Origin of the sequence: Nonomuraea sp. KM90, assembly GCF_052246675.1 — a bacterium.
Taxonomy (GTDB): Bacteria; Actinomycetota; Actinomycetes; order Streptosporangiales; family Streptosporangiaceae; genus Nonomuraea.
Window position 1 is genome coordinate 55536 of sequence record NZ_JBQQCB010000002.1, and the last position, 26077, is coordinate 81612.

26 protein-coding genes and 3 tRNA genes are annotated in these 26077 nt (G+C 71.2%); 20 read left to right on the forward strand and 9 right to left on the reverse strand.

The features are described 5' to 3' along the window. The first annotated feature begins 93 nt into the window (after positions 1 to 93). The 3 genes from ACTWPW_RS02750 (at position 94) to ACTWPW_RS02760 (ending at position 3116) form a co-directional block, all read left to right on the forward strand. A complete protein-coding gene (locus tag ACTWPW_RS02750) occupies positions 94 to 870 on the forward strand; it encodes a fumarylacetoacetate hydrolase family protein (protein WP_375111387.1) in 777 nt (258 codons plus the stop codon). Further along, the gene (gene gltX / locus ACTWPW_RS02755; RefSeq protein WP_443167858.1) at positions 863 to 2236 is read left to right on the forward strand and encodes a glutamate--tRNA ligase; all 1374 of its coding nucleotides are present in this window, start codon (positions 863 to 865) and stop codon (positions 2234 to 2236) included. The genes ACTWPW_RS02750 and gltX overlap by 8 nt, the downstream gene beginning before the upstream one ends. A gap of 61 nt (positions 2237 to 2297) precedes the next feature. After that, complete coding sequence (locus tag ACTWPW_RS02760) at positions 2298 to 3116, forward strand: NAD(P)H-binding protein (protein ID WP_443167859.1); 819 nt, start codon at positions 2298 to 2300, stop codon at positions 3114 to 3116. Positions 3117 to 3150: 34 nt separating this feature from the next. Here ACTWPW_RS02760 and ACTWPW_RS02765 read toward each other — a convergent pair whose 3' ends face one another. Continuing rightward, positions 3151 to 5121 (reverse strand): M3 family metallopeptidase, encoded by a 1971-nt coding sequence (locus ACTWPW_RS02765; RefSeq protein ID WP_443167860.1) that lies wholly within the window; start codon positions 5119 to 5121, stop codon positions 3151 to 3153. A gap of 165 nt (positions 5122 to 5286) precedes the next feature. Between ACTWPW_RS02765 and ACTWPW_RS02770 the strand changes: the two genes are divergently transcribed. Next, positions 5287 to 5358: transfer RNA gene (locus tag ACTWPW_RS02770), tRNA-Gln, on the forward strand. A gap of 38 nt (positions 5359 to 5396) precedes the next feature. Here the strand turns inward: ACTWPW_RS02770 and ACTWPW_RS02775 are convergent. Continuing rightward, entirely contained in the window at positions 5397 to 6341 is a 945-nt protein-coding gene (locus ACTWPW_RS02775) for an alpha/beta hydrolase (RefSeq protein ID WP_375111382.1), read from the reverse strand. A gap of 109 nt (positions 6342 to 6450) precedes the next feature. Here ACTWPW_RS02775 and ACTWPW_RS02780 point away from each other — a divergent pair, with 109 nt between their 5' ends. The 5 genes from ACTWPW_RS02780 to ACTWPW_RS02800 all read left to right on the forward strand — a co-directional run bounded on the left by ACTWPW_RS02780 (position 6451) and on the right by ACTWPW_RS02800 (position 9536). Beyond that, complete coding sequence (locus ACTWPW_RS02780; RefSeq protein ID WP_443167861.1) at positions 6451 to 7749, forward strand: sensor histidine kinase; 1299 nt, start codon at positions 6451 to 6453, stop codon at positions 7747 to 7749. A gap of 107 nt (positions 7750 to 7856) precedes the next feature. Next, entirely contained in the window at positions 7857 to 8471 is a 615-nt protein-coding gene (locus tag ACTWPW_RS02785) for a response regulator transcription factor (RefSeq protein WP_364117945.1), read from the forward strand. A gap of 238 nt (positions 8472 to 8709) precedes the next feature. Further along, positions 8710 to 9288: a hypothetical protein gene (locus tag ACTWPW_RS02790; RefSeq protein WP_443167862.1), complete on the forward strand. Its 579-nt coding sequence runs from the start codon at positions 8710 to 8712 to the stop codon at positions 9286 to 9288. An 81-nt stretch (positions 9289 to 9369) separates the two neighbouring features. Then, positions 9370 to 9445, forward strand: a tRNA-Glu gene (locus tag ACTWPW_RS02795). 18 nt (positions 9446 to 9463) lie between these two features. Beyond that, positions 9464 to 9536: transfer RNA gene (locus ACTWPW_RS02800), tRNA-Glu, on the forward strand. A gap of 391 nt (positions 9537 to 9927) precedes the next feature. Here ACTWPW_RS02800 and ACTWPW_RS02805 read toward each other — a convergent pair. Together ACTWPW_RS02805 and ACTWPW_RS02810 are read right to left on the reverse strand one after the other, a co-directional pair. Continuing rightward, positions 9928 to 11637 carry a hypothetical protein gene (locus ACTWPW_RS02805; protein ID WP_443167863.1) on the reverse strand — a complete coding sequence of 570 codons (1710 nt, stop codon included), beginning with the start codon at positions 11635 to 11637 and terminating at the stop codon, positions 9928 to 9930. Between the two features lie 58 nt (positions 11638 to 11695). Then, on the reverse strand, positions 11696 to 12412 hold the full coding sequence (locus ACTWPW_RS02810; RefSeq protein ID WP_043618626.1) for an IclR family transcriptional regulator: 717 nt from the start codon (positions 12410 to 12412) through the stop codon (positions 11696 to 11698). A 62-nt stretch (positions 12413 to 12474) separates the two neighbouring features. On the opposite strand from ACTWPW_RS02810, the gene leuC reads away from it, so the two are divergent. The 4 genes from leuC (at position 12475) to ACTWPW_RS02830 (ending at position 15141) form a co-directional block, all read left to right on the forward strand. Beyond that, positions 12475 to 13860: a 3-isopropylmalate dehydratase large subunit gene (leuC, locus tag ACTWPW_RS02815; RefSeq protein ID WP_375111378.1), complete on the forward strand. Its 1386-nt coding sequence runs from the start codon at positions 12475 to 12477 to the stop codon at positions 13858 to 13860. A 76-nt stretch (positions 13861 to 13936) separates the two neighbouring features. After that, positions 13937 to 14524 (forward strand): 3-isopropylmalate dehydratase small subunit, encoded by a 588-nt coding sequence (leuD, locus tag ACTWPW_RS02820; protein WP_443167864.1) that lies wholly within the window; start codon positions 13937 to 13939, stop codon positions 14522 to 14524. Then, positions 14503 to 14742, forward strand: coding sequence for a hypothetical protein (locus tag ACTWPW_RS02825; RefSeq protein WP_364117955.1), 240 nt, complete (start codon positions 14503 to 14505; stop codon positions 14740 to 14742). Before leuD ends, ACTWPW_RS02825 begins: the two co-directional genes overlap by 22 nt. A 99-nt stretch (positions 14743 to 14841) precedes the next feature. After that, positions 14842 to 15141 (forward strand): HU family DNA-binding protein, encoded by a 300-nt coding sequence (locus ACTWPW_RS02830; protein WP_355428372.1) that lies wholly within the window; start codon positions 14842 to 14844, stop codon positions 15139 to 15141. Positions 15142 to 15188: 47 nt separating this feature from the next. On the opposite strand, the gene ACTWPW_RS02835 is transcribed toward ACTWPW_RS02830, so the two are convergent. Together ACTWPW_RS02835 and cofC are read right to left on the reverse strand one after the other, a co-directional pair. After that, positions 15189 to 15395: a hypothetical protein gene (locus ACTWPW_RS02835; protein ID WP_375111376.1), complete on the reverse strand. Its 207-nt coding sequence runs from the start codon at positions 15393 to 15395 to the stop codon at positions 15189 to 15191. Between the two features lie 355 nt (positions 15396 to 15750). Beyond that, complete coding sequence (gene cofC, locus ACTWPW_RS02840; protein ID WP_443167865.1) at positions 15751 to 16386, reverse strand: 2-phospho-L-lactate guanylyltransferase; 636 nt, start codon at positions 16384 to 16386, stop codon at positions 15751 to 15753. 130 nt (positions 16387 to 16516) lie between these two features. Between cofC and ACTWPW_RS02845 the strand changes: the two genes are divergently transcribed. The 3 genes from ACTWPW_RS02845 to ACTWPW_RS02855 all read left to right on the forward strand — a co-directional run bounded on the left by ACTWPW_RS02845 (position 16517) and on the right by ACTWPW_RS02855 (position 19351). Continuing rightward, positions 16517 to 17176, forward strand: a complete 660-nt coding sequence (locus ACTWPW_RS02845) for a lysophospholipid acyltransferase family protein (protein ID WP_375111372.1) — start codon at positions 16517 to 16519, stop codon at positions 17174 to 17176. Positions 17177 to 17180: 4 nt separating this feature from the next. Beyond that, the gene (locus ACTWPW_RS02850; RefSeq protein ID WP_364117964.1) at positions 17181 to 18191 is read left to right on the forward strand and encodes an NAD(P)H-dependent glycerol-3-phosphate dehydrogenase; all 1011 of its coding nucleotides are present in this window, start codon (positions 17181 to 17183) and stop codon (positions 18189 to 18191) included. A 65-nt stretch (positions 18192 to 18256) separates the two neighbouring features. Beyond that, positions 18257 to 19351, forward strand: coding sequence for a D-alanine--D-alanine ligase family protein (locus ACTWPW_RS02855; protein WP_443167866.1), 1095 nt, complete (start codon positions 18257 to 18259; stop codon positions 19349 to 19351). Here the strand turns inward: ACTWPW_RS02855 and ACTWPW_RS02860 are convergent. Together ACTWPW_RS02860 and ACTWPW_RS02865 are read right to left on the reverse strand one after the other, a co-directional pair. Beyond that, positions 19334 to 19765, reverse strand: coding sequence for a DUF3515 family protein (locus ACTWPW_RS02860; RefSeq protein ID WP_443167867.1), 432 nt, complete (start codon positions 19763 to 19765; stop codon positions 19334 to 19336). The genes ACTWPW_RS02855 and ACTWPW_RS02860 overlap by 18 nt on opposite strands. 13 nt (positions 19766 to 19778) lie before the next feature. Next, entirely contained in the window at positions 19779 to 20012 is a 234-nt protein-coding gene (locus tag ACTWPW_RS02865; protein WP_106249262.1) for an Lrp/AsnC family transcriptional regulator, read from the reverse strand. A gap of 47 nt (positions 20013 to 20059) precedes the next feature. On the opposite strand from ACTWPW_RS02865, the gene ACTWPW_RS02870 reads away from it, so the two are divergent. The 3 genes from ACTWPW_RS02870 (at position 20060) to thiD (ending at position 23822) form a co-directional block, all read left to right on the forward strand. After that, on the forward strand, positions 20060 to 21028 hold the full coding sequence (locus ACTWPW_RS02870) for a thiamine-phosphate kinase (protein ID WP_443167868.1): 969 nt from the start codon (positions 20060 to 20062) through the stop codon (positions 21026 to 21028). A gap of 125 nt (positions 21029 to 21153) precedes the next feature. Next, a complete protein-coding gene (locus ACTWPW_RS02875; RefSeq protein ID WP_443167869.1) occupies positions 21154 to 23010 on the forward strand; it encodes a hypothetical protein in 1857 nt (618 codons plus the stop codon). 8 nt (positions 23011 to 23018) lie between these two features. Beyond that, positions 23019 to 23822 carry a bifunctional hydroxymethylpyrimidine kinase/phosphomethylpyrimidine kinase gene (thiD, locus tag ACTWPW_RS02880; RefSeq protein WP_375111369.1) on the forward strand — a complete coding sequence of 268 codons (804 nt, stop codon included), beginning with the start codon at positions 23019 to 23021 and terminating at the stop codon, positions 23820 to 23822. Positions 23823 to 23999: 177 nt separating this feature from the next. Here the strand turns inward: thiD and rpmB are convergent, their stop codons facing one another. Further along, a complete protein-coding gene (rpmB, locus tag ACTWPW_RS02885; RefSeq protein ID WP_043618345.1) occupies positions 24000 to 24185 on the reverse strand; it encodes a 50S ribosomal protein L28 in 186 nt (61 codons plus the stop codon). Between the two features lie 243 nt (positions 24186 to 24428). Between rpmB and ACTWPW_RS02890 the strand changes: the two genes are divergently transcribed. Beyond that, positions 24429 to 25973, forward strand: coding sequence for a DAK2 domain-containing protein (locus ACTWPW_RS02890; RefSeq protein WP_443167870.1), 1545 nt, complete (start codon positions 24429 to 24431; stop codon positions 25971 to 25973). The last annotated feature ends 104 nt before the right edge of the window (positions 25974 to 26077 follow it).

Sequence of the window (26077 nt, forward strand, 5' to 3'; positions counted from 1 at the left end):
TCTAGGTCCATTAATGGACGGTTCCTGACTTGTCCGGGGCAGGTGGTGCCAGAGGTGGGCGGACCGTTCCGGCGGCGGCGATAGCCTTGTCGGGTGCGTATAGCGAGGTTCTCCACAGGCGAAGGCGTCTCGTTCGGCGTGGTCGAGGGCGGCCCCGGCGAGGAGTTCATCTCCACGGTCTCCGGCCACCCGTTCGGCCAGGTGCAGTTCACGGGCGAGCGGTTCCCGCTGTCCCAGGTGAAGCTGCTGGCCCCGATGTTGCCGAGCAAGGTGGTCGCCATCGGCAGAAACTACGCCGAGCACGCGGCCGAGCTGGGCAACGAGGTGCCCGAGGAGCCGCTCATCTTCATGAAGCCGTCCACCACGGTCATCGGCCACGGCGAGAACATCGCCTACCCCACGTCGCTGTCCGACCGCGTCGACTACGAGGGCGAGCTGGCCGTGGTGATCGGCAGGCTCTGCCGGGAGGTGCCGGTCGAGCGGGTCAAGGACGTCATCTTCGGCTACACGTGCGCCAACGACGTCACGGCGCGCGACCTGCAGAAGAAGGACGTGCAGTTCACCCGGGCCAAGGGGTTCGACACGTTCTGCCCGCTCGGGCCGTGGATCCAGACCGACCTCGACGCGAGCGACCTGGCGCTGACGACCACGGTCAACGGCGAGATCCGGCAGAGCGGACGCACGAGCCAGCTCATCCACGACATCCCCGCGCTGGTCGCCCACGTCAGCGCGGTCATGACGCTGATCCCCGGCGACGTCATCCTGACCGGCACCCCGGCGGGCGTGGGCCCGCTCGAGATCGGCGACGAGGTCAGCGTCGGCATCGAAGGCATCGGCACACTCACGAACAAGGTGGTCTCCCGTGACTGACGTACGGGTGCGGTTCGCCCCGTCACCAACCGGCATGTTCCACGTGGGCAGCGCCCGCGCCGCGCTGTTCAACTGGGCTGTGGCCGAGCAGTCCAAGGGGCGGTTCATCCTGCGCATCGAGGACACCGATGCCACCCGCAACCGGCCCGAGTGGACCGAGGGCATCATCTCGGCGCTCGACTGGATCGGCATCAACGGCACCAACCCGGTCTTCGAGGGCCCCTACTTCCAGTCGGCCTACGAGCCGCAGCACCGCGAGGCCGTGGCCAAGCTGCTGGCCGACGGCAAGGCCTACTACTGCGACTGCACCCGCGAGCAGGTCCAGGAGCGCACCGGCTCGAAGGACAAGGGCTACGACGGCCACTGCCGCGAGCGCGGGCTGAGCGCGGGCGCCGTCCGGTTCCGCACGCCCGACGAGGGCGTCACGGTGGTCGAGGACCTCGTGCGCGGCCGGGTGGAGTTCCCCAACAACGCGCAGGAGGACTTCGTCATCGCGCGCAGCGACGGCTCGCCCCTCTACGTGCTGGCCAACGCCGTCGACGACATCACCCAGGGCATCACCCACGTGGCGCGCGGCGAGGAGCACCTGCCCAACGCCGCCAGACAGGAGCTGCTCTGGCCCGCGCTGGGCGCGACCCCGCCGGTCTGGGCGCACCTGCCGGTGATCGTCAACGAGCAGCGCAAGAAGCTGTCCAAGCGCCGCGACAAGGTGGCGCTGGAGGACTACCGCGCGGAGGGCTACCTGCCCGAGGCCATGGTCAACTACCTCATGCTGCTCGGCTGGGGCCCCGGCGAGGACCGCGAGATCCTGCCGTGGTCGGAGATGGTGCCGCTGTTCAGGCTGGAGGACGTCAACCCGTCCAACGCGTTCTTCGACGAGAAGAAGCTGCGCGCGTTCAACGGCGAATACATCCGGGCGCTGCCGCTGGAGACGTTCGAGGAGCGCTGCGCCCCCTACCTCGACCCCTCCTGGGACCACGAGCTGTTCAGCAAGGTCGCGGCGCTGGCCCAGACCCGCATCGCGGTGCTGTCGGAGATCCGGCAGAACGTCGACTTCCTCTTCCTGGACGAGCCGGTCTTCGACCAGGCGTCCTGGGACAAGGCGATGAAGAACGCCCCGGAGGAGATCCTCTCCGGCTACCTCGAGCGCCTCGAGGCCGTGAGCTGGGACCCGGAGTCGCTCAAGGAGGCGCTGGAGGAGGTCGGCACGGCCCACGGGCTCAAGCTCGGCAAGGCCCAGGCCCCGGTGCGGGTGGCGATCACCGGCCGGACGGTCGGCCTGCCGCTGTTCGAGTCGATCGAGGTGCTGGGCCGCGAGCGCGCCCAGGACCGCCTGCGCGCCGCCCTGGCCCGCCTGCGCGGCTGACTTTCGATCGCCGAGCCATCGCGGAACCAGACGTTCCGCGATGGCTCCTGACGTCACCGTCATGACTTACTTGGTGACGGGAGCCACCGGCTCCGTAGGCAGGCACGTCGTCGCCCACCTCCTGCGGGCGGGCCACCGGGTACGCGCCCTGACCCGGGACCCCGGCAGGGCCCGGCTGCCCCGGGAGGTCGAGGTCGTCCAGGGTGACCTCGGCCGTACCGACACCCTCGTCCCCGCCCTCCGGGGCGTCACGGGCGTGCACCTGATCGACGTCGCCGACTCCGCGTACGCGCCGCTCCAGAACGGCCGGGAGATCGTCGAGCTGGTCCGGGACGCGGGCGTGCGCAAGGTGACGCTGCTCAGCGGCTGGTCGGCGGGCACGCTGGAGCCGGCCGTGATCGGGAGCGAGCTGGACTGGACATACGTGCAGCCGACCGAGTTCATGGCCAACGCCCTGGCCTGGGCCGAGCCGGTGCGTACGCGGGGCGTGGTCGAGGAGCCGTTCGGCGCCACCAGGACCGCGATCGTGCACGAGGCCGACATCGGCGCCGTCGTCGCCACCGCCCTCACCGAGGACGGCCACCGCGGCCACTCCTACGGCCTCACCGGCCCCGAGCTGCTCGACGTGCCGGCCAAGGTCAGGATCCTGTCAGAGGCGATCGGCCGCGAGATCGCCTTCGTCGAGCTCACCGTGGACGAGATGCGCGAGCGCTACCGCGCGCAGGGCGTGCCGGAGGAGATGATCGAGTTCCAGATCGAGGTCTTCGGCAACGTGCCCGCGGACGCCTACCGGGTCACGCCCACGGTCGAGCAGGTGACGGGGCGGCCACCGCGCACGTTCGCGCAGTGGGCCGCCGAACACGTCGACCGGTTCAGCTGAGGCCGGCGAAGGACCAGCTGAGGCCGTACAGGATTCAGATGAGGCCGCGGCGGGCGAGCAGCGGCTGGATGCTCGCCTCGCGCCCCCGGAAGTTGCGGAAGGCCGTCAGCGGGTCGATGCTGCCGCCCCGGGAGAGCAGCTCGCGGCGGAAGTGGTCGCCGTTCTCCCTGGTGAGCCCGCCGTTCTCCTTGAACCACTCCACGCTCTCCGCGTCGAGCACCTCGCTCCAGATGTAGGAGTAGTAGCCGGCGCTGTAGCCCCCGGAGAAGATGTGCGCGAAGTAGTTGGTCCGGTAGCGCGGCCTGACCAGCGGGAAAGCGATCTGGGCGGCCTCCAGGGCGGTCGCCTCGAACGCCTCGGGGTCGGCCACGATCTCTCCCGGGGCCAGCTTGTGCCAGGCCCAGTCGAGCAGCGTCGCGGCCAGGTATTCGACGGTCTGGAAGCCCTGGTTGAACTTCTCGGCCGCCTGCAGCTTCTCCACCAGCTCGGCGGGCATCGGCTCGCCCGTCTCGTGGTGCTTGGCGTAGTTGGCCAGGATCTCCGGCCAGGTCACCCACATCTCGTTGACCTGCGACGGGTACTCGACGAAGTCGCGCGGCACGCTGGTGCCCGACACGCGCGGGTAGCGCACCTGCGAGAACAGCCCGTGCAGCGCGTGGCCGAACTCGTGGAAGGCCGTGTTCACCTCGTCGTACGTCAGCAGCGTCGGCCCGGAGGCCGGCTTGGTGACGTTGAGGTTGTTCATCACCACCGGCCGCAGCCCGAACAGGAACGACTGGTCGACCAGGTTGTTCATCCACGCGCCGCCGCGCTTGCTGTCCCTGGCGTACGGGTCGAGCACGAACAGCCCCAGCCGGCTCCCGTCCTCCTCGAACACCTCGAACACGGTCACGTCGGGGTGGTAGCCGCTCAGGTCGGGCCGCTCGGCGAAGGTGATCCCGTACAGCTTGGTGGCCGCGAAGAACACGCCGTCGCGGTAGACCCGGTTCAGCTCGAAGTACGGCCGCATCGCTGAGCCGTCGAACTCGTAGCGGGCCTGGCGCACCTTCTCGGAGTAGTAGGACCAGTCCCACGGCTCGATCGCGAACCCGGCCTGCTCCGCCAGCGCCTCGGCCTCCTTCTTGGCGTTGCGCACGGCGGGGCCGACGAGCTGGCCGAGCATCTCCTCGACCGCCTCGACGGTCTTGGCCGTCTGGTCGGCCACCGAGTAGGCCGCGTGGCTGGGGAACCCGAGCAGCGCCGCCCGCTCGGCCCGCAGCATCGCCATTCTGGCCGCCAGGTCGAAGTTGCCGGGCGCCCGGCCGACACTCAGCTCGTACAGCCGGCGGCGCACGTCACGGTCGGTCAGCTGGGCCAGGCCGGGCTGGGCGGTGTAGTTCAGCAGCGGCAGGACGTACGTGCCGTCGTCCTTGCGCAGCGACTCGATCCTGGCCTCGTCGAAGCCGTCGAGCTCCTTCGGGTCGGTCACCACCAGCGCCGACTCGGTGGACGCCTTCAGCAGGCTCTGCGCGAACTCCGTGGAGAGCTTCGACAGCTCCTCGTTGAGCGCGCGCAGCCGCTCCTGCTCCGGCTCGGACAGGTCGGCCCCGGCCCTGATGAAGTCGTCGCGGTACTTCTCCAGCAGCCACGACTCCTCGGCGTCCTCGGTGGTCACCTGTTTGATCCGGGCCCACAGCGCCCGGTTCAGCCGGATGGCGTCGCTGTGCCGGGTCAGCTGGGGAGAGATCTCCTTCTCGATCTCCATGATGCCGTCGGTCGAGTCGGACGCGGCGATGCTGAAGAAGACCGTGGCCGTGCGGTCGAGGATCCGGCCGGATCGCTCCAGCGCGGCGATCGTGTTGGCGAACGTCGGCGGCTCCGTGCCGCTCGCGATCGCGTCGACCTCGGCCAGCTGCTCGGCCATGCCGCGCTGGAACGCCGGCAGGTAGTGCTCTTCGCGGACGTCCGCGAAGGGGGGCAGCTCGTACGGCAGGTCGCTTGGTGCGAAGAACGGATTCTCGGCCAACGCTCGGGCTCCTCCACGTGGTGTTTTGTCCCCTTCAGCTTGGCACGACCGAGTGCCTCCCTGACGCGGCGGAGCGCGGGTTCAGCAATCGTTTTGGTCTTACCCCCCGAGCTGGGCTATTCTTTCGGACGTCGCCAAGCGCGCTCCGCGAGGAGCTCGCAACGGTGGGGTATGGTGTAATTGGCAGCACGACTGATTCTGGTTCAGTTAGTCTAGGTTCGAGTCCTGGTACCCCAGCATTTAACGGATGTCTCCTCATGGAGGCGTCCGTTTTTTCATTTCGCCAGCCGGTCGAGGATTTCGGTGATCTGCCGATAGGTCCGGTGGGTCGGCGCGTGCGGGCCCTCCACCGTGAAGACCTTGAACCTGTTCTCCGGCGTCGCCTCGTCCGCCTCCCTGATCATGCGATCCTGCAGGGCCGGCGGGATCACCCGGTCCAGCGTCTGCTTGACATACACCCGCCGCACCCGCCCCCAGGCGTCCTTGCGGCCCCGGGCGTCCGCGCTGGAGACCTGCAGGCTCTCGTCCGGCAGCGACGAGTTGAGCATCGCGAGAAACTCCCCGTCGGTCCCCTCTGCCATGAACGCCGCCTTGGCGCCGTCCAGGAACTTCTTGTCGTTGGTACGCCAGTTGATCCGGATCGCCTTGAGCACCCGCGGATCACCGATGACACCCGGCAGGATGGCGCTCCCGAGGCTCGTCCTGCCCTCCGGCGTCTCCAGGTACGCGGCCGGCGAGCTCAGCTTCGTGCAGCAGTAGGCGCCCACGTAGACCAGGCGGTCGATCAGGTCGGGCACCTCGTCGGCCGCCTTGGTGATCGTCGAGCCGCCCAGGCTGCCGCCCACGAGGATGACCGGGCCGTACCGGGAGACCCGGCGCACGACGTCCACCGTGGCCTCCACGTAGTCGTCCAGCGTCACCCCGGCCATCGGGGAGGGGAGCGCGGCGAGCTTCGCCAGGTCCTGCGGGGCCTGGTAGGCCCGGTGGAGCTGCTCCTCGGGGCCGTGCCCCGGCAGGCTCACGCCCACGGTGCGGTGGCCGCGCAGCGACAGCTCCGAGTCCCCGGTGGCCACGCCGTTCGAGCCGGTCACGAAGACGAACGTGGTCACCTCCTTCCGCCTGGCGGCGCCGGCGACCCCGGCTGCGGTGACTGCACCGGCTGTGCCGGCGGCTCCGGCGGCGGCGAGCTGGAAGGCGGTTCTGCGGGTCAGTTCGTTCATGCCTCGATGCTCGCCGAGGCCAGGGTCGCCCCACATCGCCCGCCCGGACGGAGAAGCGGTTGACGCCGGACATCAACCGATCGGTGGATGCCGTGCCAGGCTGGACCCCATGAGCCGGCTCGACGGCCGCGAACGCTGGGCCTTCCTGGGACTCGCCTACGCCCTGCTCGCGGTCTCCTCGATCGCCGCCGCCCTCATCGAGGGGCGCGGCCCCGCCGCGCTGCGCAGCTTGGCCGACCCGATCCTCACCTGGCTGACCGACCCCACCACCGGGCCTGGTTCGGAACCCACCACAGGACCTGATGCGGGACCCGCCACGGGGATCGTTTCGCTGATCACCGGCCTGCCCTGGCCCGTACTCGCCGTGGCCGCCGCCGTATGGCTGGCCCCGATCGCCTGGCTCCACCCCCGCCGCGACACCCGAAGCGTGCTCGTCGTGGCCCACTACCTCGTCCTCATCGCCCTCGCCGGCGCGCTGACCGCCGAGAACGCGGCCTTCATCCTGTTCGCCTCGGTCGGCTACCCGCTCGCCATCGCCCTGCTCCCCGCCCGGCTGGTCATGGCCGGCGTGACAGTCACCGCCATCGTCAACGTGGCCGCCCAGTCCGCCCCTGGAGACCGCACGGCCCTGCTCACCGTGATCGCCGGCGTCGCCCTGCCGCTGATCGTGGCCGGCTGGTACGTCTCCGCCGAGCACGACAAGCGCCGCCGCCTGGTCCAGCGGCTGCGCACCGCCATGGACGAGAACGCCGACCTCAACGCCAGGCTCCTCGACCAGGCCAGGCGCGCGGGCGTGCTCGACGAGCGGCACCGCGTGGCCGGCGAGATCCACGACACGGTCGCGCAGGACCTCGTGGCGCTGATCGGCCAGCTCGACGCCGCCGGCCGCGCCACCCGGGACGAGTCCCGCCGCGGCCACCTCGACCGCGCCGCCGAACTCGCCCGTCGCGGCCTGGCAGAGACCCGCAGATCCGTACGCGCGCTGCGCCCCCGGCCGCTGGAGGACGCCAGGCTGCCGGAGGCGATCGGCCACATGGCCCGATCGTGGGCCGAGGCGGCCGGCGTGGAACTCCGGCTCGAGATCACCGGCACCCCGGTCGCCCTGTCCGCAGACGTGGAGACCGCCCTCTTCCGCGTGGCTCAGGAGGCACTGGCCAACGTCGCCAAGCACGCCAGAGCCACCAGGACGGCGCTCACCCTGTCGTACACGGACGAAAACGTCCTTCTCGACATCCGGGATGACGGAGCCGGCTTCTCCCCGCAGGAGCCCGCTGACGGCTTCGGCCTGGACGGCATGCGCCAACGACTCCGCAGCGTCGGCGGCACCCTGGAGATCGAGTCAGAACCGGGCCACGGCACCACCATCGCCGCCGCCGTACCCGCGATCCCAGCGGACGACGAGGGATGAGACGATCCCGGTCTGAGGGGGAGTCCGTTCAGAGGGGTTCAGAGGGACGCCCGTCCCGAAGGGAAGACCCGCTCAGAGGGGAAGGTTCGTTCGGAGGGGAAGGCTCGATGCCACTACGGCTCCTGATAGCCGACGATCACCCGATCGTGCGCGACGGCCTGCGCGCGGCCCTCGACGGCGAGCCGGACATCGAGGTCGTCGGAGAGGCGGCCGACGGGGAGGAAGCCGTGCGCCTGGCCGCCGAACTCACCCCCGACATCGTCCTCATGGACCTGCGCATGCCCGGCCTGGACGGGGTGAGCGCCATCCGCCGGCTCAGCGGCACCGGCCCGCGAGTGCTGGTGCTGACCACGTTCGACACCGACGTCCTGCCCGCGCTCGAAGCGGGCGCCAGCGGCTACCTGCTCAAGGACGCCCGGCCGGAGGAACTGGTCAGCGCCGTGCGCGCCACCCACCGCGGCGAGACCGTCCTCGCCCCCGCCGTAGCCGGCCGCCTGGCCGACCACCTGCGCAGGCCCGCCAGGGGCAGGCTGAGCAAGCGCGAACTGGAGGTGCTCCGCCTGGTGGCCGGAGGAGCCACGAACAAAGAGGCGGCGGCCAGCCTGTTCATCAGCGAGGCCAGCATCAAGACACATCTGCTGCACATCTACACCAAACTCGACGTCCGCGACCGCGCCGCCGCCGTCGGCGAGGCCTACCGCCGCGGCCTCCTCACCGACTAACCCCAGCCTTCAGCCCGCCCCCTGGGATCGCCAGCCGAGCCGGCGCACCCGAGTCCGCCCGCTGGCTCCACCCATTGGCTCCACCCAGTGGCCCCACCCGTCTGGAGGTTGCCCTCCGCCTGAGGCCGCCTCCGCCTGAGGCTGGGCGCTTGAGGCCGGGCGCCTGTCGGACGTCGCTCGCCTGGGGGGTGCGCCCCTGCCTGTGGGGCAGAGCATCGGGTAGAGTCCCGCCGCACTTATGGCTGAATTCCGTATTCGCGCGGGCAGCTTCCCGCGCTTCCTCGCCCCGTTCATCGCCCCGCTCGTCCTGTTCTTCGCCGTCTGCCTCCTCCTGGGCGCCATCCTCACCGGCAGCACCCCGCTGGGCGCCGTCCTCGGTGCGCTGGCCACCGGCGTCCTGGTGGCCGTTCTCGCCGCCAAGCACCGCCGTCTGGCCTCGGGCACCGTCGTCCGCTTCTCCGCCGACGGCGTCGAGCTGACCGACTCGTACGGCTTCCGCGTCCGCCTCCGCTGGCCCGACATCACCAGGGTCGACGTCGTGGACACCCAGCTCGCCAACCCTCGCCGCGTCGGCCGGCCGGGTGGGATGCGGGCGCGCGTTCAGCCGTTGCGCTCCGTGGGTCTCATCGGCTGGGGCGAGCGTACGGTGCCGCCCCGGATCCCCGGCTGGATGCGCGACCGCCTGGGCCGCGTGCCCGTGGACCCCGTCACCGGCAGGCCGGAGGTGGCGATCCCGCTCGGGGAGTTCGATCCGCTCTGGGAACGCGGGCCGATGGGGGACTGGGTACGACGCTACAGAGCCGATCTGGTGGGCTGATAAGCGGTTTGGTGTGGTCTTCCGGGTGCGGTAGAGTTACCTGCGTTGCCGGGGAGGCCCGGCACACCAGCTTGTGGACAGGGTCCCGTCGTCTAGTGGCCCAGGACGCCGCCCTCTCAAGGCGGTAGCGCCGGTTCGAATCCGGTCGGGACTACCACTGTCACAAGCTTGCGAAGGTCCCGTCGTCTAGTGGCCCAGGACGCCGCCCTCTCAAGGCGGTAGCGCCGGTTCGAATCCGGTCGGGACTACGTCTGCAACTACCGCTCCGTGCGCTCCGCGCCCGGGGCGTTTTGCTTTTCCATGGGTGCTGGGACTTCCGTTTTCTCGCCTGTTGCCGGCCCTCGTGTCGCCCTGCGGGTAGTCGCCCCGCGGGTAACAGCGCTCTCGTTCCTCGCTGGTTCCCGACTCTCACGTCGTCGGCCGGCGGTGCGCACGTAACGGCGCCCGGCCCCGTGAACCGGAGGAGCGTTTCCCTGGACGGGGCCCGGCCATGTGCGGCGGGTGGGGTCGCCCGCCGCCGGCGTAAAAGCTGGACGCCCCCGCCACGAACGGCGGAGGCGTCTCACATCCGGCGCCCGACTCCCGCGCGCCAGACCCAGCGATGCAAAGCAAACCACCTAAGCGATTCAAAGCACCGCGTCACATCGAGCGGGCCTTGAACAGGGCTCGGCGGGCGGCCTTGGCCACCTGCTTGTCCGGGTGCACCTGCGAGATCAGGTCGAGCAGCTCCTCCACATGCGCGTGCGGGATCTTCCAGATCACCTCGAGCAGGCTGTTGACCATGTCCGGCCCGATGTCCCGCAGGCTGCTCACGAACTCCGAGCGCCCCAGCCCGGCCGAGATCGTCCACATGTCGAGGATCAGCCAGTGCGTGTCGTCCTGCGTCGGCTCGGGCGCGCCCTCCACCCCGAGCTGGCTCAGATGCGTCGCCGCGTACGGCCGCAGCGACGCCTGCTTGAGCGCCGCCTGCCAGGCCGGGACGGCGGCCTCGCCCAGCGTGCCGACCACGCTGGCCGCCTGCACCCTGATCAGCGCGTCGCTCTCGTCCTCGGCGGCGGCGTCCAGCAGCTCCTCGGCGGCCTTGCTCGGCTCGCGCAGCTGCATCCACGCCGCGAACTCCGCGTCGGCCTCCTCCTCGGGCAGCTCGGCGCTCAGCGCGAGCAGCTCGTGGGCGCTCATGGACTCGATCGCCGGGCGGGCGTCGACCTCGATGTCGGCGTCGTCGACCAGGTGGACGACGCCCTCGGTGCCGAGCGGGGTGAGGCGGATGGTGCCGTCCTCGACCTCGACCATGCCGTAGCCGGTCAGCCAGTCGATCGAGGACGCCAGCGGGTCGCCCGCCGCCTCCCACGCGTCGGTCCCCAGCTCGTCGAGCTCGGCGGCGGCCTCGGACAGCTCCTGCGCCAGCTCGGCGAGGTCGCGCGAGCCGCCCGCGAGCAGCAGCCGGACGAGCAGGCCCCGGGTCAGGCCGGCCAGGGCCATCGTCAGGTCGTCGTCGTCCAGCTCCGGGTCGCCGTAGTCGACCGAGTGCAGCCCCAGCATCCAGGCGTCGAGCACGTCCTCGTCGTCGTCGAACGGCCACTCGGCGGTGTCGTCCTGCACCGCCACCGTGCCGCCCTCGCCCGGCTCCAGGAACTCCAGGTCGACGGCCAGGTTCCAGACGTTCCAGAGCTGGGGCACGGCCTCGGAGACAGGCCCGTCGGTCTCGGGCCTGGGCAGCCCGGTGGCCGTCAGCGCCTCCTCCACCTCGGCGTCGGTGAGCTGGGTGTCCTCGCCCACCCGCCGGCCGGAGCCGACCCACACGGCCAGATCGCGGGCCTTGGCCACCAACGGCACCTGGCGGGCCGCCGCGGCGAGCTCCGAGTCGGGCCGCAGCCTGATCGTGTCGAGCTCGGCCAGCTCGTCGGCGAACTGCTCGAAATCGCCGAGGTCGCCGGTCTCGTCCTCCTCCTCGTCGCCGTCAGCGTCGTCCAGCAACTCCTCCATGAGATCGACGAACTCGTCCTCGACGTCGTCGAGCTCGGCCTGCAGATCGGCGAGGGAGTCCGAGCCGTTGGCCAGCCGGCCGGTCTGGGAGAGGAACGTCAGGTACGCGTCGACGGCCGGGAGCATCCCGTCGGCGGCGGCGTCGGGATCCTCCACGACCTTGGGCATGCGGTCGAGCAGCAGGTTACGCAGGTCGGCGCGCTTCCACGTGCCGAGGTCCTGCGAGAAGGCGAGACGGTGCCACAGGGCGGCGGGCCCCACGAGCTCGGGGTCGCTTCCGGGGGCGTTCGCACGCGCCCACATGATGAACTCTTCGAGCAGGGGTCGCAGCTCAGTGGCGGCTACCTCGATGCGATCTGTCACGCACTCAGGCTAGTGCGCCCGCGAGGCACTCGGCTCCCCAAATACATCCTTTTGCTGATCATGACGTGCGACGCATCGCCTCGGTGATCCGTTCGGCCGCCGCCATGACGGGCACCGCGTGCAGCCGCCCGGGGGCCCTCGTCAGGCGTTCGATCGGCCCGGAGACGGACACGGCCGCGATCACCTTGCCACCGCTGCCCCTTATCGGCGCGGAGACGCTGGCCACCCCCTGCTCGCGCTCGCCCACGCTGTGGGCCCAGCCCCGGCGGCGTACGGAGGCCAGCGTGGCGGCGGTGAACTTGGCCCCGCGCAACCCGCGGTGCAGCCGGTCGGGCTCCTCCCACGCCAGCAGGATCTGCGCCGCCGAACCAGCCGTCATGGGCAGCGCCGATCCGACGGGAACCGTGTCACGCAGGCCGCTGGCCCGCTCCGCCGCGGCCACGCACACGCGTTCGTCGCCCTGGCGGCGGTAGAGTTGCGCGCTCTCGCCGGTAAGGTCTCTGAGCTGCATCAGCACGGGTGCGGCCACCGCCAGCAGCCGGTCCTCGCCGGCCGCGGTGGACAACTCGGAAAGCCGCGGGCCCAGCACGAACCGGCCCTGCGTGTCACGACTCACAATTCGGTGGTGCTCGAGGGCGACGGCCAATCGATGGGCCGTGGGCCGGGCCAGGCCGGTCGCCTGGACGAGCTGGGCAAGTGAAGCGGGTCCCGCTTCGAGGGCATTGAGTACAAGAACTGCCTTGTCGAGTACTCCGACTCCGCTAGAGTTGTCCATACACCGATACTGCAGTCTCGACATATGAGAAAGCAAGTCGGAGGATTCTCAAGGAGGAGATCATGGGTCGCACACTGGCCGAGAAGGTCTGGGAGCAACACGTAGTCCGTCGCGCGGAGGGTGAACCGGACCTGCTCTACATCGACCTGCACCTCATTCACGAGGTGACCAGCCCTCAGGCGTTCGACGGGCTGCGGCTCGCCGGCCGGAAGGTGCGACGACCCGATCTCACCATCGCCACCGAGGACCACAACGTCCCGACCGTGCTCGGCCCGATCTCCGACCCGGTGTCGAAGACGCAGGTCGAGACGCTGCGCAAGAACGCCGCCGAGTTCGGCATCCGGCTGCACCCGATGGGTGACGCCGGCCAGGGCGTGGTGCACATCATCGGCCCGCAGTTCGGCCTGACGCAGCCCGGCATGACGATCGTCTGCGGCGACTCCCACACCTCCACGCACGGCGCGTTCGGCGGCATCGCGTTCGGCATCGGCACCTCCGAGGTCGAGCACGTGCTGGCCACGCAGACGCTGCCGGCCTACCGTCCCAAGACGATGGCCATCGAGGTCTCCGGCGAGCTGCCCCCGGGCGTCACGGCCAAGGACCTGATCCTGGCGATCATCGCCCAGATCGGCACGGGTGGCGGCCAGGGCTACATCGTGGAATACCGCGGTGAGGCGGTGCGCAAGCTCTCCATGGAGGGCCGCATGACCGTCTGCAACATGTCGATCGAGGCGGGTGCGCGGGCCGGCATGATCGCCCCGGACGAGATCACGTTCGACTACCTGAAGGGCCGCCCGCACGCGCCGCAGGGCGACGCCTGGGACCAGGCGGTCGAATACTGGAAGTCGCTGCGCACCGATGACGACGCCGTGTTCGACAAGGTCGTGGAGATCGACGCCTCGACGCTGACCCCCTACGTCACGTGGGGCACCAACCCCGGCCAGGGCCTGCCGCTGGGCGAGTCCGTCCCGAGCCCCGAGTCCTTCGCCGACCCGGTCGCGCGCTCGGCCGCCGAGCGGGCACTGGAGTACATGGGCCTGACCGCCGGCACGCCGCTGCGCGAGATCGAGGTCGACACGGTGTTCGTCGGCTCGTGCACCAACGGCCGCATCGAGGACCTGCGCTCGGCCGCCGAGATCCTGCGCGGCCGCCAGGTCAGGACCCGCACGCTGATCGTGCCCGGCTCGATGCTGGTCAAGCTGCAGGCCGAGCAGGAGGGCCTGCACGAGGTGTTCAAGGCCGCGGGCGCCGAGTGGCGCGAGGCCGGCTGCTCGATGTGCCTGGGCATGAACCCCGACACGCTCCAGCCGGGCGAGCGCAGCGCCTCCACCTCCAACCGCAACTTCGAGGGCCGCCAGGGCAAGGGTGGCCGCACCCACCTGGTGTCGCCGCAGGTCGCCGCCGCGACCGCCGTCACCGGCCGCCTCACCGCCCCCGCGGACCTCTAGCGCGGTCACCGGTGAGGCGGCCAGGCCGCCGCACCGACGTGATCGCCCTATGCCGACCTGTAAGGAGACAACGCAGATGGAAGCCTTCACCACCCACACCGGTACGGCGGTGCCGCTGCGCCGCAGCAACGTCGACACCGACCAGATCATCCCGGCCGTCTGGCTCAAGCAGGTCAGCCGCACCGGTTTCGAGAAGGGCCTGTTCGCCGCCTGGCGCGAGGACCCGACCTTCGTCCTGAACGACCCCGCCTACGAGGGCGGCTCGATCCTGGTCTCCGGCCCCGACTTCGGCACCGGCTCCTCGCGCGAGCACGCCGTGTGGGCGCTGCAGCAGTACGGGTTCCGCGCCGTGATCGCCGCCCGCTTCGGCGACATCTTCCGCAACAACTCCACCAAGATGGGCCTGCTGCCGGTCGTCCTGCCCGCTGACAAGGTCGAGGCCCTGCAGACGGCCGTCGAGGCGGACCCGAAGCTGGAAGTGACCGTCGACCTGGCCGAACGCCAGGTCCGGTGGGCCGATGAGGTCATCCCGTTCGAGATCGACGACTACACGCGCTGGCGGCTCATGGAGGGCCTCGACGACATCGGCCTGACCCTGCGTCACGCCGAGGACGTGGTGGCGTACGAGAATGGTCGGCAGCCATGGCTGCCGACGACCGTCTAGAAGACGACGAACTGGCGCGGCGGTTGCGCGAGGCGCACCGCCGCGTCCGCATGCTCCCCGCCACCGAGAAAGAACGCCTTTCGCGCCGCTATCTTGCGATCTGTGACCTGGCCAAACGCGATCCGGAAAGAGCGGCGGTACGCCTCCAGGCGTTTCTGGCCTCCCTTGACGACGCGTTCGACACGCCACGAAAGGAGGAAAACACGCTGGGTGATTGAGTTCCCCCGCGATCCCGCCTACTTTCGAGCGCGTAAGGGGTTTCTACGTCGAAGTCGTGAGCTGGAACCCCGTGCCGTAACTGGGGGAGCAGGACTTTCATGAACAAGCGAGAACTCGTCGAGGCCATCGCGGATCGGGTGGGCGACAGGAAGACGGCCACCGAGGCCGTCAACGCGGTCATCGACGCCATCCAGAAGGCCGTGGCCGGCGGCGACAAGGTCTCGATCACGGGCTTCGGCGCGTTCGAGATGGTGAACAAGCCCGCTCGCACGGCCAGGAATCCGTCGACCGGTGCGGAAATCAACGTCGCCGAGAGCTGGGCGCCCAAGTTCCGTCCCGGCTCCGATTTCAAAGAGCTGGTGAACGAGGGCGGCAAGAAAATCGGCAAGAAGAAGTAAACGCAGCGGACCAAGTGCGCCCGGGCCACGGCCCGGGCGTCCGCATTTCAGGCGTCCGGCACCGGGAAAGTCGACAGCGTGATGTAGCTGATTTCCCCTCCGGACATGCCGAGGTTGACCCGCTGGCCCGTGCGCAGCAGCCGCAGCGGGCCCGCGTCGAAGGCGGAGGTGGCGAACTCCAGCACGGTCCCGTCGTCGAGGAAGACCGTGCCCGAGCGAGTGCTCTCGTCGAAGCTGCGTACCGTCGCCTGCACGCGACCAGCCTAAACCGTTTGCCGCGCGCCGGACGAGAGCGCACGATCACGTCATGGGCCCGCGGGGGGATTTCTGGCGCTTCGCCTGGGCGAACGGGATCACCCAGCTCGGCACCCAGGTCACGGTCGTCGCCCTGCCGCTGACAGCCGTGCTGACCTTGCGGGCGGGCGCCTTCCAGCTCGGGGTGCTGTCCGCCGTCCAGATGGCCGCGTTCCTGGTGATCGGCCTGCCCGACTGCTGGGGGAGTGGCTGGGCGGCTACGGGGCCTTCGCCGCCGGCGTCGCCACGCTCGGCCTGTCGTACCTCGCGGTCGTCACGGCTCCCCGCCTCGGCCGCACGCGGAGCGGCTGAGGCTCACGTGTCCGGCCACAGCTCCCTGACCACGGCGGCCGTGTGCGGGCCGAGCCCCAGCGAGATGGCCGCGCGCAGGTCGTCGGGCGTGTCCACGTCGCGCCTGACCGAGTCGATCCCCGGCACGCACAGCTCCTTGGCCCCGCCGGCCAGGTGCTTGGCCCGCGACTCGCCGCCGAACATCGGCGTGAACGGCCTTCCGGGCAACACCCCGTAGAACGTCGTCCCCACGTCCAGCGCGTCGGGCACGAACGACTGGTCGAACTCGGCCGCCGCCTCCAGCGCGCGGGCCAGCTCGGCCGGCCGCAGGGCGGGCAGGTCCGCCTGGAGCGCGCCCACGGCGTCGCCGGGCGCCAGGCGTACGGCATGCGCGGCCCCCGTACGCAGGGCCGTGTTCAGCCCCCGGTCGGGGTCGGGCACCACGTCGGCGCCCAGTGCGGACAGCGGCCCCGCGGCGGCCGGGTCGGCCGTGACCACGATTACCCGCGCGACCCGGGGGCAGGAGAGCGCGGCCGCCACGGTGTCGCCGGCCACGGCCACGGCCAGCCGGGTGCGATGGGGGCCGGTGGCGGCGGCCAGCCGGGTCTTCGCCGCGACCAGCGTCTTCACCGGAATGACCAGGGACCAGCGGATGCTCATAGGGTAAGCATCGCGCCTCGACATCCCACGCGGCCAACCGGGAGACTTGGGGCGCATCCCGTACGTGTTGGAGGAGACCATGAGCCGCCCCACGCGACCATCGCGTTCCTGGGAAACCTTCGCTGTAGCGGTGGTGAAGCCGCTGTCCCGGCTCCTGGTCAGGAAGGACTGGCGCAACGGGGACCGCATCCCCCGCACCGGAGGGGTGATCATCGCGGCCAACCACCTGTCCTGGGCCGACCCCGTCCTGCTGTCGCACTTCCTGTACAACAACGGCCGCTGGCCGGTGATCCTGGCGAAGTCGGCCCTGTTCAGGGTGCCCTTCCTGGGCCGGGCCGTGTCGAGCCTGCTGGCGATCCCGGTCGACCGGGGCAGCAGCGAGGCCGCCAAGTCGCTGCGCATCTCGGCCGAGCGGCTCGGCGACGGATGCGCGATCCTGTTCTACCCCGAGGGCACCTGCACCCGCGATCCCCGCCTGTGGCCGATGGTGGGCAAGACGGGCGCGGCCCGGCTGGCGCTGGAGAGCGGCGCGCCGGTCATCCCGGTGGCCCACTGGGGGGCACAGGAGCTGCTGCCGTACGGTGAGAAGAAGCCCAGGCTGTTCCCGCGCAAGACGTTCCACGTGACCGTGGGGCCGCCGGTGGACCTGTCGAAATACGCGGGCCGGCCGCCGCACGGCGACGTGCTGCGCGAGGCGACCGCCGACATCATGGCGGCGGTCACCGAACAGCTCGCCGAGCTGCGGGGCGAGAAGGCCCCGGAGACTCCCTACGACCCCGCCGGACGGTGATGGCATGACAAAGGTGGCCGTTTTCGGTGCGGGCTCGTGGGGCACCACGTTCGCCATGATCCTCACGGAGGCGGGCAACCGGACCACGCTGTGGGGCCGGAGGCAGGAGGTGGTGGACGCGATCAACGACGCGAACACCAACCCCGACTACCTGCCCGGCGTGGTGCTGCCGGCCGGCCTGCGGGCGACGACCGACCCGGCCGAGGCCCTCGACGGGGCCGACTTCGTGGTGCTCGCCGTGCCGTCCCAGACGCTGCGCACCAACCTGGGGGCCTGGCGGGAGCTGATCCCGTCCGAGGCGGTGCTGGTGAGCCTGATGAAGGGCATCGAGCTCGGCACCACCAAGCGCATGAGCGAGGTGATCCGCGAGGTGGCGGAGGTGCCCGAGCAGCGGGTGGCGGTCGTCTCGGGGCCGAACCTGGTCCTGGAGATCGCCCAGCGCCAGCCCGCCGCGACCGTGGTGGCCGCCACCGACGCGTCGGTCGCCGAGCGGCTGCAGGCGATCTGTCATCTGCCGCCGTGGTTCCGCCCCTACACCAACCCCGACGTGGTCGGGGTCGAGCTGGGCGGCGCGGTGAAGAACGTGATCGCCCTGGCCGTGGGCGTCTCCGCGGGCATGGGCATGGGCGACAACGTCAGCGCCATGCTCATCACCAGGGGCCTGGCCGAGATCTCCCGTCTGGGCGCGGCTCTGGGGGCCGATCCGCACACGTTCGCGGGGCTGGCGGGCATGGGCGACCTGGTGGCGACGTGCACGTCCCCGCTGTCGCGCAACCGTACGTTCGGGGAGAACCTGGGCAGGGGCATGACCCTGGCCGAGGTCGTCGCCGCGACCAAGCAGACCGCCGAGGGCGTGAAGTCCTGCGAGTCGGTGCTCGAACTGGCCAGAAAACACGACGTCGAGATGCCGATCACCGAGGTCGTCGTCGGAGTCGTGCACGACGGCATGTCTCCGTCGGAAGCGGGCATGCTGCTCATGTCCCGCTCGCCCAAACCCGAGCGGTACGGGTTGTGAGAAAGACCTGAATACGGCGTGCTCGACTCGCTGTTGACAGGGACACCCCGGTAGATTCGGACACCATGAGCAAGCCACGCGTCGCCGTCGTTTTCGGAGGTCGCAATTCGGAGCACGCCGTGTCCCTGATGGGCGCGGGCAGCGTGCTGGATGCGATCGACAGGAGCAAGTACGAGGTGATCCCCATCGGGATCGCCCAGGACGGCAGGTGGGTGCTGGCCGCTTCCGACCAGCGGTTCGCCATCGAGGAAGGCGAGCTGCCGGTCGTCGTCACCACGGGCGCGGCGCTGGCGCTGCCCTCGGGCGGCAGCTCGCTGGTGGCCTACGACCCCGGCAGCATCCCGGTGGAGCTCGGCTCGGTGGACGTGGTGTTCCCCGTGATGCACGGGCCGTTCGCGGAGGACGGCACCATCCAGGGGCTGCTGGAGATGGCCGGGGTGCGCTACGTCGGCTCCGGCGTGCTGGCCAGCGCCGTGGGCATGGACAAGGCCCACATGAAGACGGTCATGGCCGCCGCGGGGCTGCCGACGGGCCGCTACGTCGTCGTACGCGACCGCGACTGGCGCCTCAACCGCGAGTGCGTGGTCAAGGAGGCCGAAGAGCTCGGCTACCCGGTGTTCGTCAAGCCGGCCAGGGCGGGCTCCTCGCAGGGCATCTCCAAGGCCTCCGACCGGGCCGAGCTGGAGGCGGCCGTGGACTTCGCCAGGCAGCACGACCCCAAGGTGCTCATCGAGGCCGCGATCGTCGGCCGCGAGATCGAGTGCGCGGTGCTGGAGTCGCTCGGCGACGAGCCCGCGACCGCGTCGATGCCCGGCGAGGTGAAGGTCGAGGGCGGGCAGGAGTTCTTCGACTTCGAGGCGAAGTACTACCCCGACCAGATGTCGCTCACCGTGCCCGCCGACATCCCGCAGGAGACGGCAGAGGAGCTGCGGGCGATGGCCGTGCGCGCGTTCGAGGCGCTCGAATGCGAGGGCCTCGCCCGGGTCGACTTCTTCTACACCCCCGACGGCAAGGTGATCTTCAACGAGATCAACACCATGCCGGGGTTCACGTCGCTGTCGGTGGCCCCGCAGTTGTGGGCGGCCTCCGGCCTCTCCTACCCCGCCCTGGTGGACCGGCTCGTCCAGCTCGCGCTGCGGCGGTCACCGGGTCTGCGGTGAGATCTCGGCGATCGGCTTCGACAGGTCGGCCAGCACCTCGGCGGCGACGTGCTCGCCGCCGACCGTGACCTCCACGTAGGCGGTGTCGGTCACGGCCGTGAACAGCGCGGGCCTGTCGGGGTCGGCGAACCATCCCACGCCGCTGATCTCCTGGAGGGTGTCGGTGGGCGCCATCCTGACCGGACGGCCCACCCCGCAGCGCAGCGCGATGGTGCCGGAGCCCCAGACGGCCACGTACGGCGACTCGGGCGTGGACGTCCCACGCTCGTCGCCGTCGAGCGTCGAGGGCAGCAAGGTGGCCAGCTTGTCGCAGGCCGCGACCGCCTCGCCCTGCGGGACGGGCGGATCGACCTGTACGGTGCCGCCGCAACCGGCGAGTGCTAGGAGAACGAGCAGGGCGGCGGCGGCACGCATGCGACGACTACCTTTAGATGTGGACGATCGGACACGTAAGAGTACGCGTGATGCCCTCCACCGCCTGAATCTGCGCGACGACCAGCTTGCCCAGCTCATCGACGTTGTTGGCCTCCGCGCGCACGATGACGTCGTAGGGCCCCGTCACGTCTTCCGCCTGTGTGACCCCCGGAATCCCGGAGATCTCGCGGGCCACGGCGGCGGCCTTGCCGACCTCGGTCTGGATAAGGATGTAGGCCTGCACCATCACGTCCTCCCGGGCGATTCGATCACGCCGAAGGGCCACCGTACCCTGTGTGCGTCAGGAGGTGCGTCATCACAGTCGGAGATCTCGGCGAATTCGGTGTGGTAAATCGTATTACCGGACGTCTGCCCCAAGGGGCCGCGGTAATGCTCGGCCCGGGTGACGACGCCGCCCTCATCGGCGCGCCCGACGGGCGCGTGGTGGTCTCAACGGACTTGCTGATCGAGGGTAGGCACTTCCGCCGCGATTGGTCCAGCGGTTATGACGTGGGCCGCAAGGCCGCCGCCCAGAACCTGTCCGACGTGGCGGCCATGGGCGCGGCGCCCACGTCCATCGTGGTCGGGCTCGGCATCCCGGCCGACCTGCCGCTGGACTGGCTGGACGCGCTGACCGACGGGTTCAGGGACGAGTGCGCGACGGTCGGCGCGAGCGTGGCCGGGGGCGACGTCACCCGCTGCGACCTGGTCGTCATCGGGGTGACCGCGCTGGGCGACCTGGGCGGGCGGGCTCCCGTCAAACGCTCCGGGGCCAGGCCGGGGCATGTGGTGGCGGTGGCGGGCCGGCTGGGGTACGCCGCCGCGGGATGGGCGCTGCTGGAGGCCGGCGTGCCGGTGGAGACCCCCGCGCTCCAGGAGGCCGTGGCCGGGCACCGGCGGCCGAGCCCGCCGTACGCGATGGGGCCCGCGGCGGCCGAGCTGGGCGCGAGCGCGATGCTGGACGTCAGCGACGGGCTGCTGCAGGACCTCGGCCACATCGCCGAGGCCAGCGGCGTACGCGTGGAGCTGGATCCCCAGGCGTTCGCGGTGGGGGAGCCGGTGGCGGCGGCGGCCAAGGAGCTGGGGGCCGACCCGCTGGAGTGGGTGCTCACGGGTGGCGAGGATCACGCCCTGGCGGCCGTGTTCCCGGCGGAGGTACGGCTGCCGGCGGCCTGGCAGGTGGTGGGCCGCGTGGTCGAAGGTGCGGGAGTTGTGGTGTATGGGCGCGAAATCGGGCAACGCGGATGGGATCACTTTCGGTGATGAGATGTCCCGATTTACGTGATATTTTCCCCGTTTGGGGTATGACTAGTGGGATTGCTGTGACAACGGCGTAGCAAAGGTGTTATGAAGATTGGCGGCCACTGTAACCGGCAGAAAGGGCAGCCATGGGCCGCCACGGCACAGGTGGATCCGACGACGGGGACGAACGGGGGAACGGCAGCGCATTCTGGGGTCCTGACGAGCCGGACGAGGCACCGGGCTGGCCTTCGCTGCCCGACCGGCCCGAGGTGACGGGCCAGTGGGCTCCGATGCCCCGGCGCACCGACGGGCCGCCGCCGCGCGCGCCGCAGTCGGAGCCGTACGAGACCACCGGGGCCTTCGCGCTGCCCACCGACTCCGCCAGCGGCTTTCCACCGGCCAACGACCCAGCGGGCGCCTTCCCGCCACCGCCGGCTCCCAAGGGTCCTGAGGCCGGGCCGTTCGAGACGACGGGCGCGTTCGCCCGCCCACCCGAGTGGGAGCAGCCCTCGGACCGCCCCTTCGGCGAACCGGGCCCCTTCAACGGCCCCGGGCCCCACAACAGCTTCTTCGACGGCCCGGCCGACCAGACGGGCTTCTTCGCCGGCCCCGCCGATCGCCCCGGCGCCTTCGACGGGCCGGGCGACCGTGGGCTGTTCGACGAGCCGGGCCGGCGCGGGCCGTACGACGGACCCGCGGACCAGACGGCGCGGTTCGACGGGCCTGCCGATCAGACGGCGCGGTTCGACGGGCCCGCCGACGGCACGGCGCGGTTCGACGGGCCCGCCGACGGCACGGCGCGGTTCGACGGGCCCGCCGACGGCACGGCGCGGTTCGACGCGCCCTTCGGCCGCCAGGAGCCCTTCGGCGACCCGTTCGGCCGCCCCGACTCCTTCGACGGGCCCGCGGACCGTACCGCGAGGTTCGACGCCCCCTCCGGCCCCAACCCCGTCCACGGCGTGCCGCCCGAGCCGGGCGACATCAAGGTGGCCGGCGAGCCCACGGCCGTGCAGGCCCCGGCCTGGGCGGACGCCGAGACCGGCTTCCTCGGCTCCGGCTGGTCGAACGACGGTGCGGACGAGCCGGACGAGCCCCGGGGCCGCCGCGGCCGCCGCAGGTCGGGACGCGGAGGCGGAGACGGCGGAGGCGGAGACGGCGGAGGCGGAGGCGGCGATGACGTGCTGGCCGCTCCCTCGGGAGCCGGCAAGGGCCGGGTGGCGCTGCTCTCGGTCGCCGCCGTGGCCGTCGTGCTCGGCGGCACCGTGGCCGGCGTCAAGTTCATGAGCTCCGGCGAGCCCGCCAAGTGCGAGGGCACGAGCTGCGCGGCCGTACAGGCGACCACCAGCCAGCCCGGTCCCAGCGTCTCCGACCCCGCCGAGGAGGAGGCGGAGGCCGCCCCCGAGGAGGAGCCGTCGGAGGAAGGCGAGGGCGATCCCGCCGCCGAGACCCCGACGCCCACGCCCACGTTCAGCGCCCGCCAGCCGAGCCGCACCGCCTCCGCCACGCCGACGCCCACCAAGACCCGGGTGAAGAAGCAGGCTGAGCCCACGGAGGACCCGACGGACGAGCCGCCGGCCGACCAGACCGCGTCGGAGGCGCCGAGCGAGGAGGCCTCGACGCTGGACGAGGACGACACGGGCGGCGCGTCGGGCACCGAGCCCACCCCGGTCCCCACCGCCACGGGCACGATCGAGTCGGCGAGCGGCGCCTCCGTCAACGTCAAGCAGACGATCCGGCAGCGCCTGACCACCTACAAGGCCGACCTCACGCTCTCGAACACCTCCGCCGAGACCCTGGCGGCCCCGACGGTCTCCGTGCCCGTGGACGGCACGGTCGTGGACGTGGACGGCGCCGAATGGACGCAGGACGGTGATCTGCTGATCCTGGACCTCACGGCGTCGGTGGCGGCCGGGGACTCGGTCCAGGTCACGTTCACGGCCACGGGGAGGGGCTCCAAGGCCCAGAACTGCGGGCTCGTCAGCGGGGAGTGCGCCGTCATCTGAGTGGTTGGATGGGGTACATGACGGTTTCGACCCCTCCACGCGTGCTGACCGTCGCCGGCTCCGACTCAGGGGGCGGCGCGGGCATCCAGGCTGATCTGAAGACCATGCTGGCCATGGGTGTCCACGGCATGAGCGTCATCGCCGCGGTGACGGCGCAGAACTCGCTGGGCGTCCAGGGCTACTGGGAGCTGCCGCCCGAGGCCGTGCGCGCGCAGCTCGACTCGGTGCTCGGCGACATCGGCGCGCAGGCGGTGAAGACCGGCATGCTGGCCTCGCCCGCGCTCGTGGAGACGGTCGCCGACGTGCTGGCCTCGTACGCGGCTCCGCTGGTCGTGGACCCGGTCGGGGTGTCCAAGCACGGTGACTCGCTGCTCGCGCCCGAGGCCGTCGAGACCGTACGGACCCGCCTGCTGCCCCTGGCCACCGTGGTGACGCCGAACCTGTGGGAGGTCGAGCAGCTCACGTCGGTGAAGGTGGAGGGCGAGGACGACCTGAGGCGGGCCGCGGACGCCGTGCTGGAGCTGGGGCCCGCGTGGGCGCTCATCAAGGGCGGGCACCTGCCGGGACCGCCGGTCGACCTGCTCACGGACGGCACCAGCGAATACCGCTTCGCCGCCGACCGCCTCGACAACCGCCACACCCACGGCACGGGTTGCACGCTCGCCTCGGCCATCGCCTCCCGTCTCGCCCAGGGCGACGACGTGCCGGAGGCGGTGGGCAAGGCCAAGGAGTACGTGACGGGCGCGATCGCCAGAGGCTTCCCCCTGGGCGCCGGCATCGGCCCGGTGGACCACGCCTGGCGCTGGCGCTGACCCCGACGGCCCCGGCCCACCACGGTCAGCAGCAGGGGCTTTGGCCGCTCGTGGTCCATCGGCCGTCCCTGCTGCCCAAGGACCTTTACCGGAATCCGGTGGGGGAGGGAGGAGCCTCCGGGCATGACGAAGGCCCGCTACTCCCTAGGGGGAGGCGGGCCTTCGTGGAAGTGAGAACTAGCGGGTGACCTTGCCCGCCTTGATGCACGAGGTGCACACGTTCAGCTTCTTCGGCGTGCCGCCGACGACCGCGCGAACCGTCTGGATGTTGGGGTTCCAACGACGGCGGGTGCGGCGGTGCGAGTGGGAAACGTTGTTGCCGAAGGTCGGCCCCTTGCGGCAGACATCGCAGACGGAAGCCACGGTATCGCTCCTTAAAACAGTCGATGTAGCCCTGTCCGCTGATGCTTTCCGGGCGGAGGGCATGCCGGGACAACCGGCCAGCCAGACGAGAATATCTGATCCACCCCGATGGGCGCGAACCAGAGCACCTGGACCGGGCCCCGAGCGGGGATATCCTCCTCGGACAACGGTAGCGCATCCGGGGCTGGAGTTCGGTCGGCCCGGTTGGCCCGGTTCGGTCGGGGAGACAGTCGGAGGGCGCAGATGAAGATCCTCGACCCACCCGCCGTGCGGCGCTGGGCCCGCCTGGCCGCCGACGCGCTCGGCCAGGCCAGGACGGAGATCGACGCACTCAACGTCTTCCCGGTGGCCGACGGCGACACCGGCACCAACCTGCACCTGACCATGCTGTCCGCGGCCGAGGCCGTCGAGTCGCTGCCCGAGGACGTGGACGTCGCCGTGGTGTGGCAGACGCTCTCGTACGGGGCGCTGGTGGGCGCGCGCGGCAACTCCGGGGTGATCGTCAGCCAGGCGCTGCGCGGCCTCGCCGAGGTGCTGAAGGACGGCCAGGACCTGCGGGCCGGGCTGCTCAGGGCGGCGCTGCTGGCCAGGGAGGCCGTCGCCAGGCCGGTCGAGGGCACGGTGCTGAGCGTGCTGGAGTCGGCGGCGCGGGCCGTGCAGGGAGTGGAGGGCGACCTGCCCGAGGTGGCGCGGCAGGCGGCGGGGGAGGCGCGGGCGGCCCTGCGCCGTACGCCCGACCAGCTGGAGGTGCTGGCCCGCAGCGGCGTCGTGGACGCGGGCGGCGCCGGGGCGGCGATCGTGCTGGAGACCCTGGCCGCGGTGATCACCGGCTCCGGCGTCGGCCACTACGACGTGCCCGCGCCGACCGCGCGGGTCTCGCCGATGACCGAGGTCGGGGCGGGTTACGAGGTGACGTACCTGCTGGACGCCGACGACCGGGCGGTGGCGGGGCTGCGCGAGGAGCTCGACGCCATGGGCGACTCGCTGGTCGTGGTCGGCGGCGAGGGGCTGTGGAACGTGCACGTCCACGTCCCCGAGGCGGGTCCGGCCGTCGAGGCGGGGATCCGGGCGGGCCGGCCGCACCGGATCAGGATCACGTACCTGGCCGAGCGCACCCACCGGGCGAGCGCGGGCCGGGGCGTGGTGGCGGTGGCCGCGGGGGACGGGATCGCGGCGCTGTTCGAGGAGTGCGGCGCGGTCGTCGTACGGCGCGCGCCCGGCACCAGTCCCACGCTCCCCGCCATGCTGGTCGCGATCAGGCAGGCGGGCACCGAGGTCGCGGTCCTGCCGAACGACGAGGGCGTCCGTTCGGTCGCCGCCGCGGCGGCGGAGGTCGCCCGCGAGGACGGGGTGGCGGTCAGCGTGCTGCCCACGAAGGCGACCGTGCAGGGCCTGGCCGCCCTGGCCGTGCACGACCCGCTGCGCCGCTTCGACGACGACGTGGTGGCGATGACGGACGCGGCCGGGCACACGCGGTACGGGCATGTGACGGTGACCGACAGGGCCGCGTTCACGAGCGCCGGGGTGTGCCGGCCGGGTGACGTGCTGGGCATGATCGACGGGGACGTGGCGCTGATCGGCGGGTCGGTCGAGGGCGTGGCCGTCACGGTGGTGGACCGGATGCTGGCGGGCGGGGGCGAGATGGTCACGCTGGTCACGGGGGCGAAGGCCCCGGAGGGGCTCGCGGGTCTCGTGGAGGAGCACCTCGGGCATACGCGGCCGGACGTGGACCTGGTCGTGTACGACGGCGAGCAGGACGGCTACCCGCTCCTGATCGGCGTGGAGTGACGGCGCCCACCCCCATGAGCCGTGGCTCCTGAGCCGCCGCCACCCGCTCTTCGGCGACCCCGAGCGACACTGGCGGCGTCATCGGGGATTCCTGTCGGCCGCAG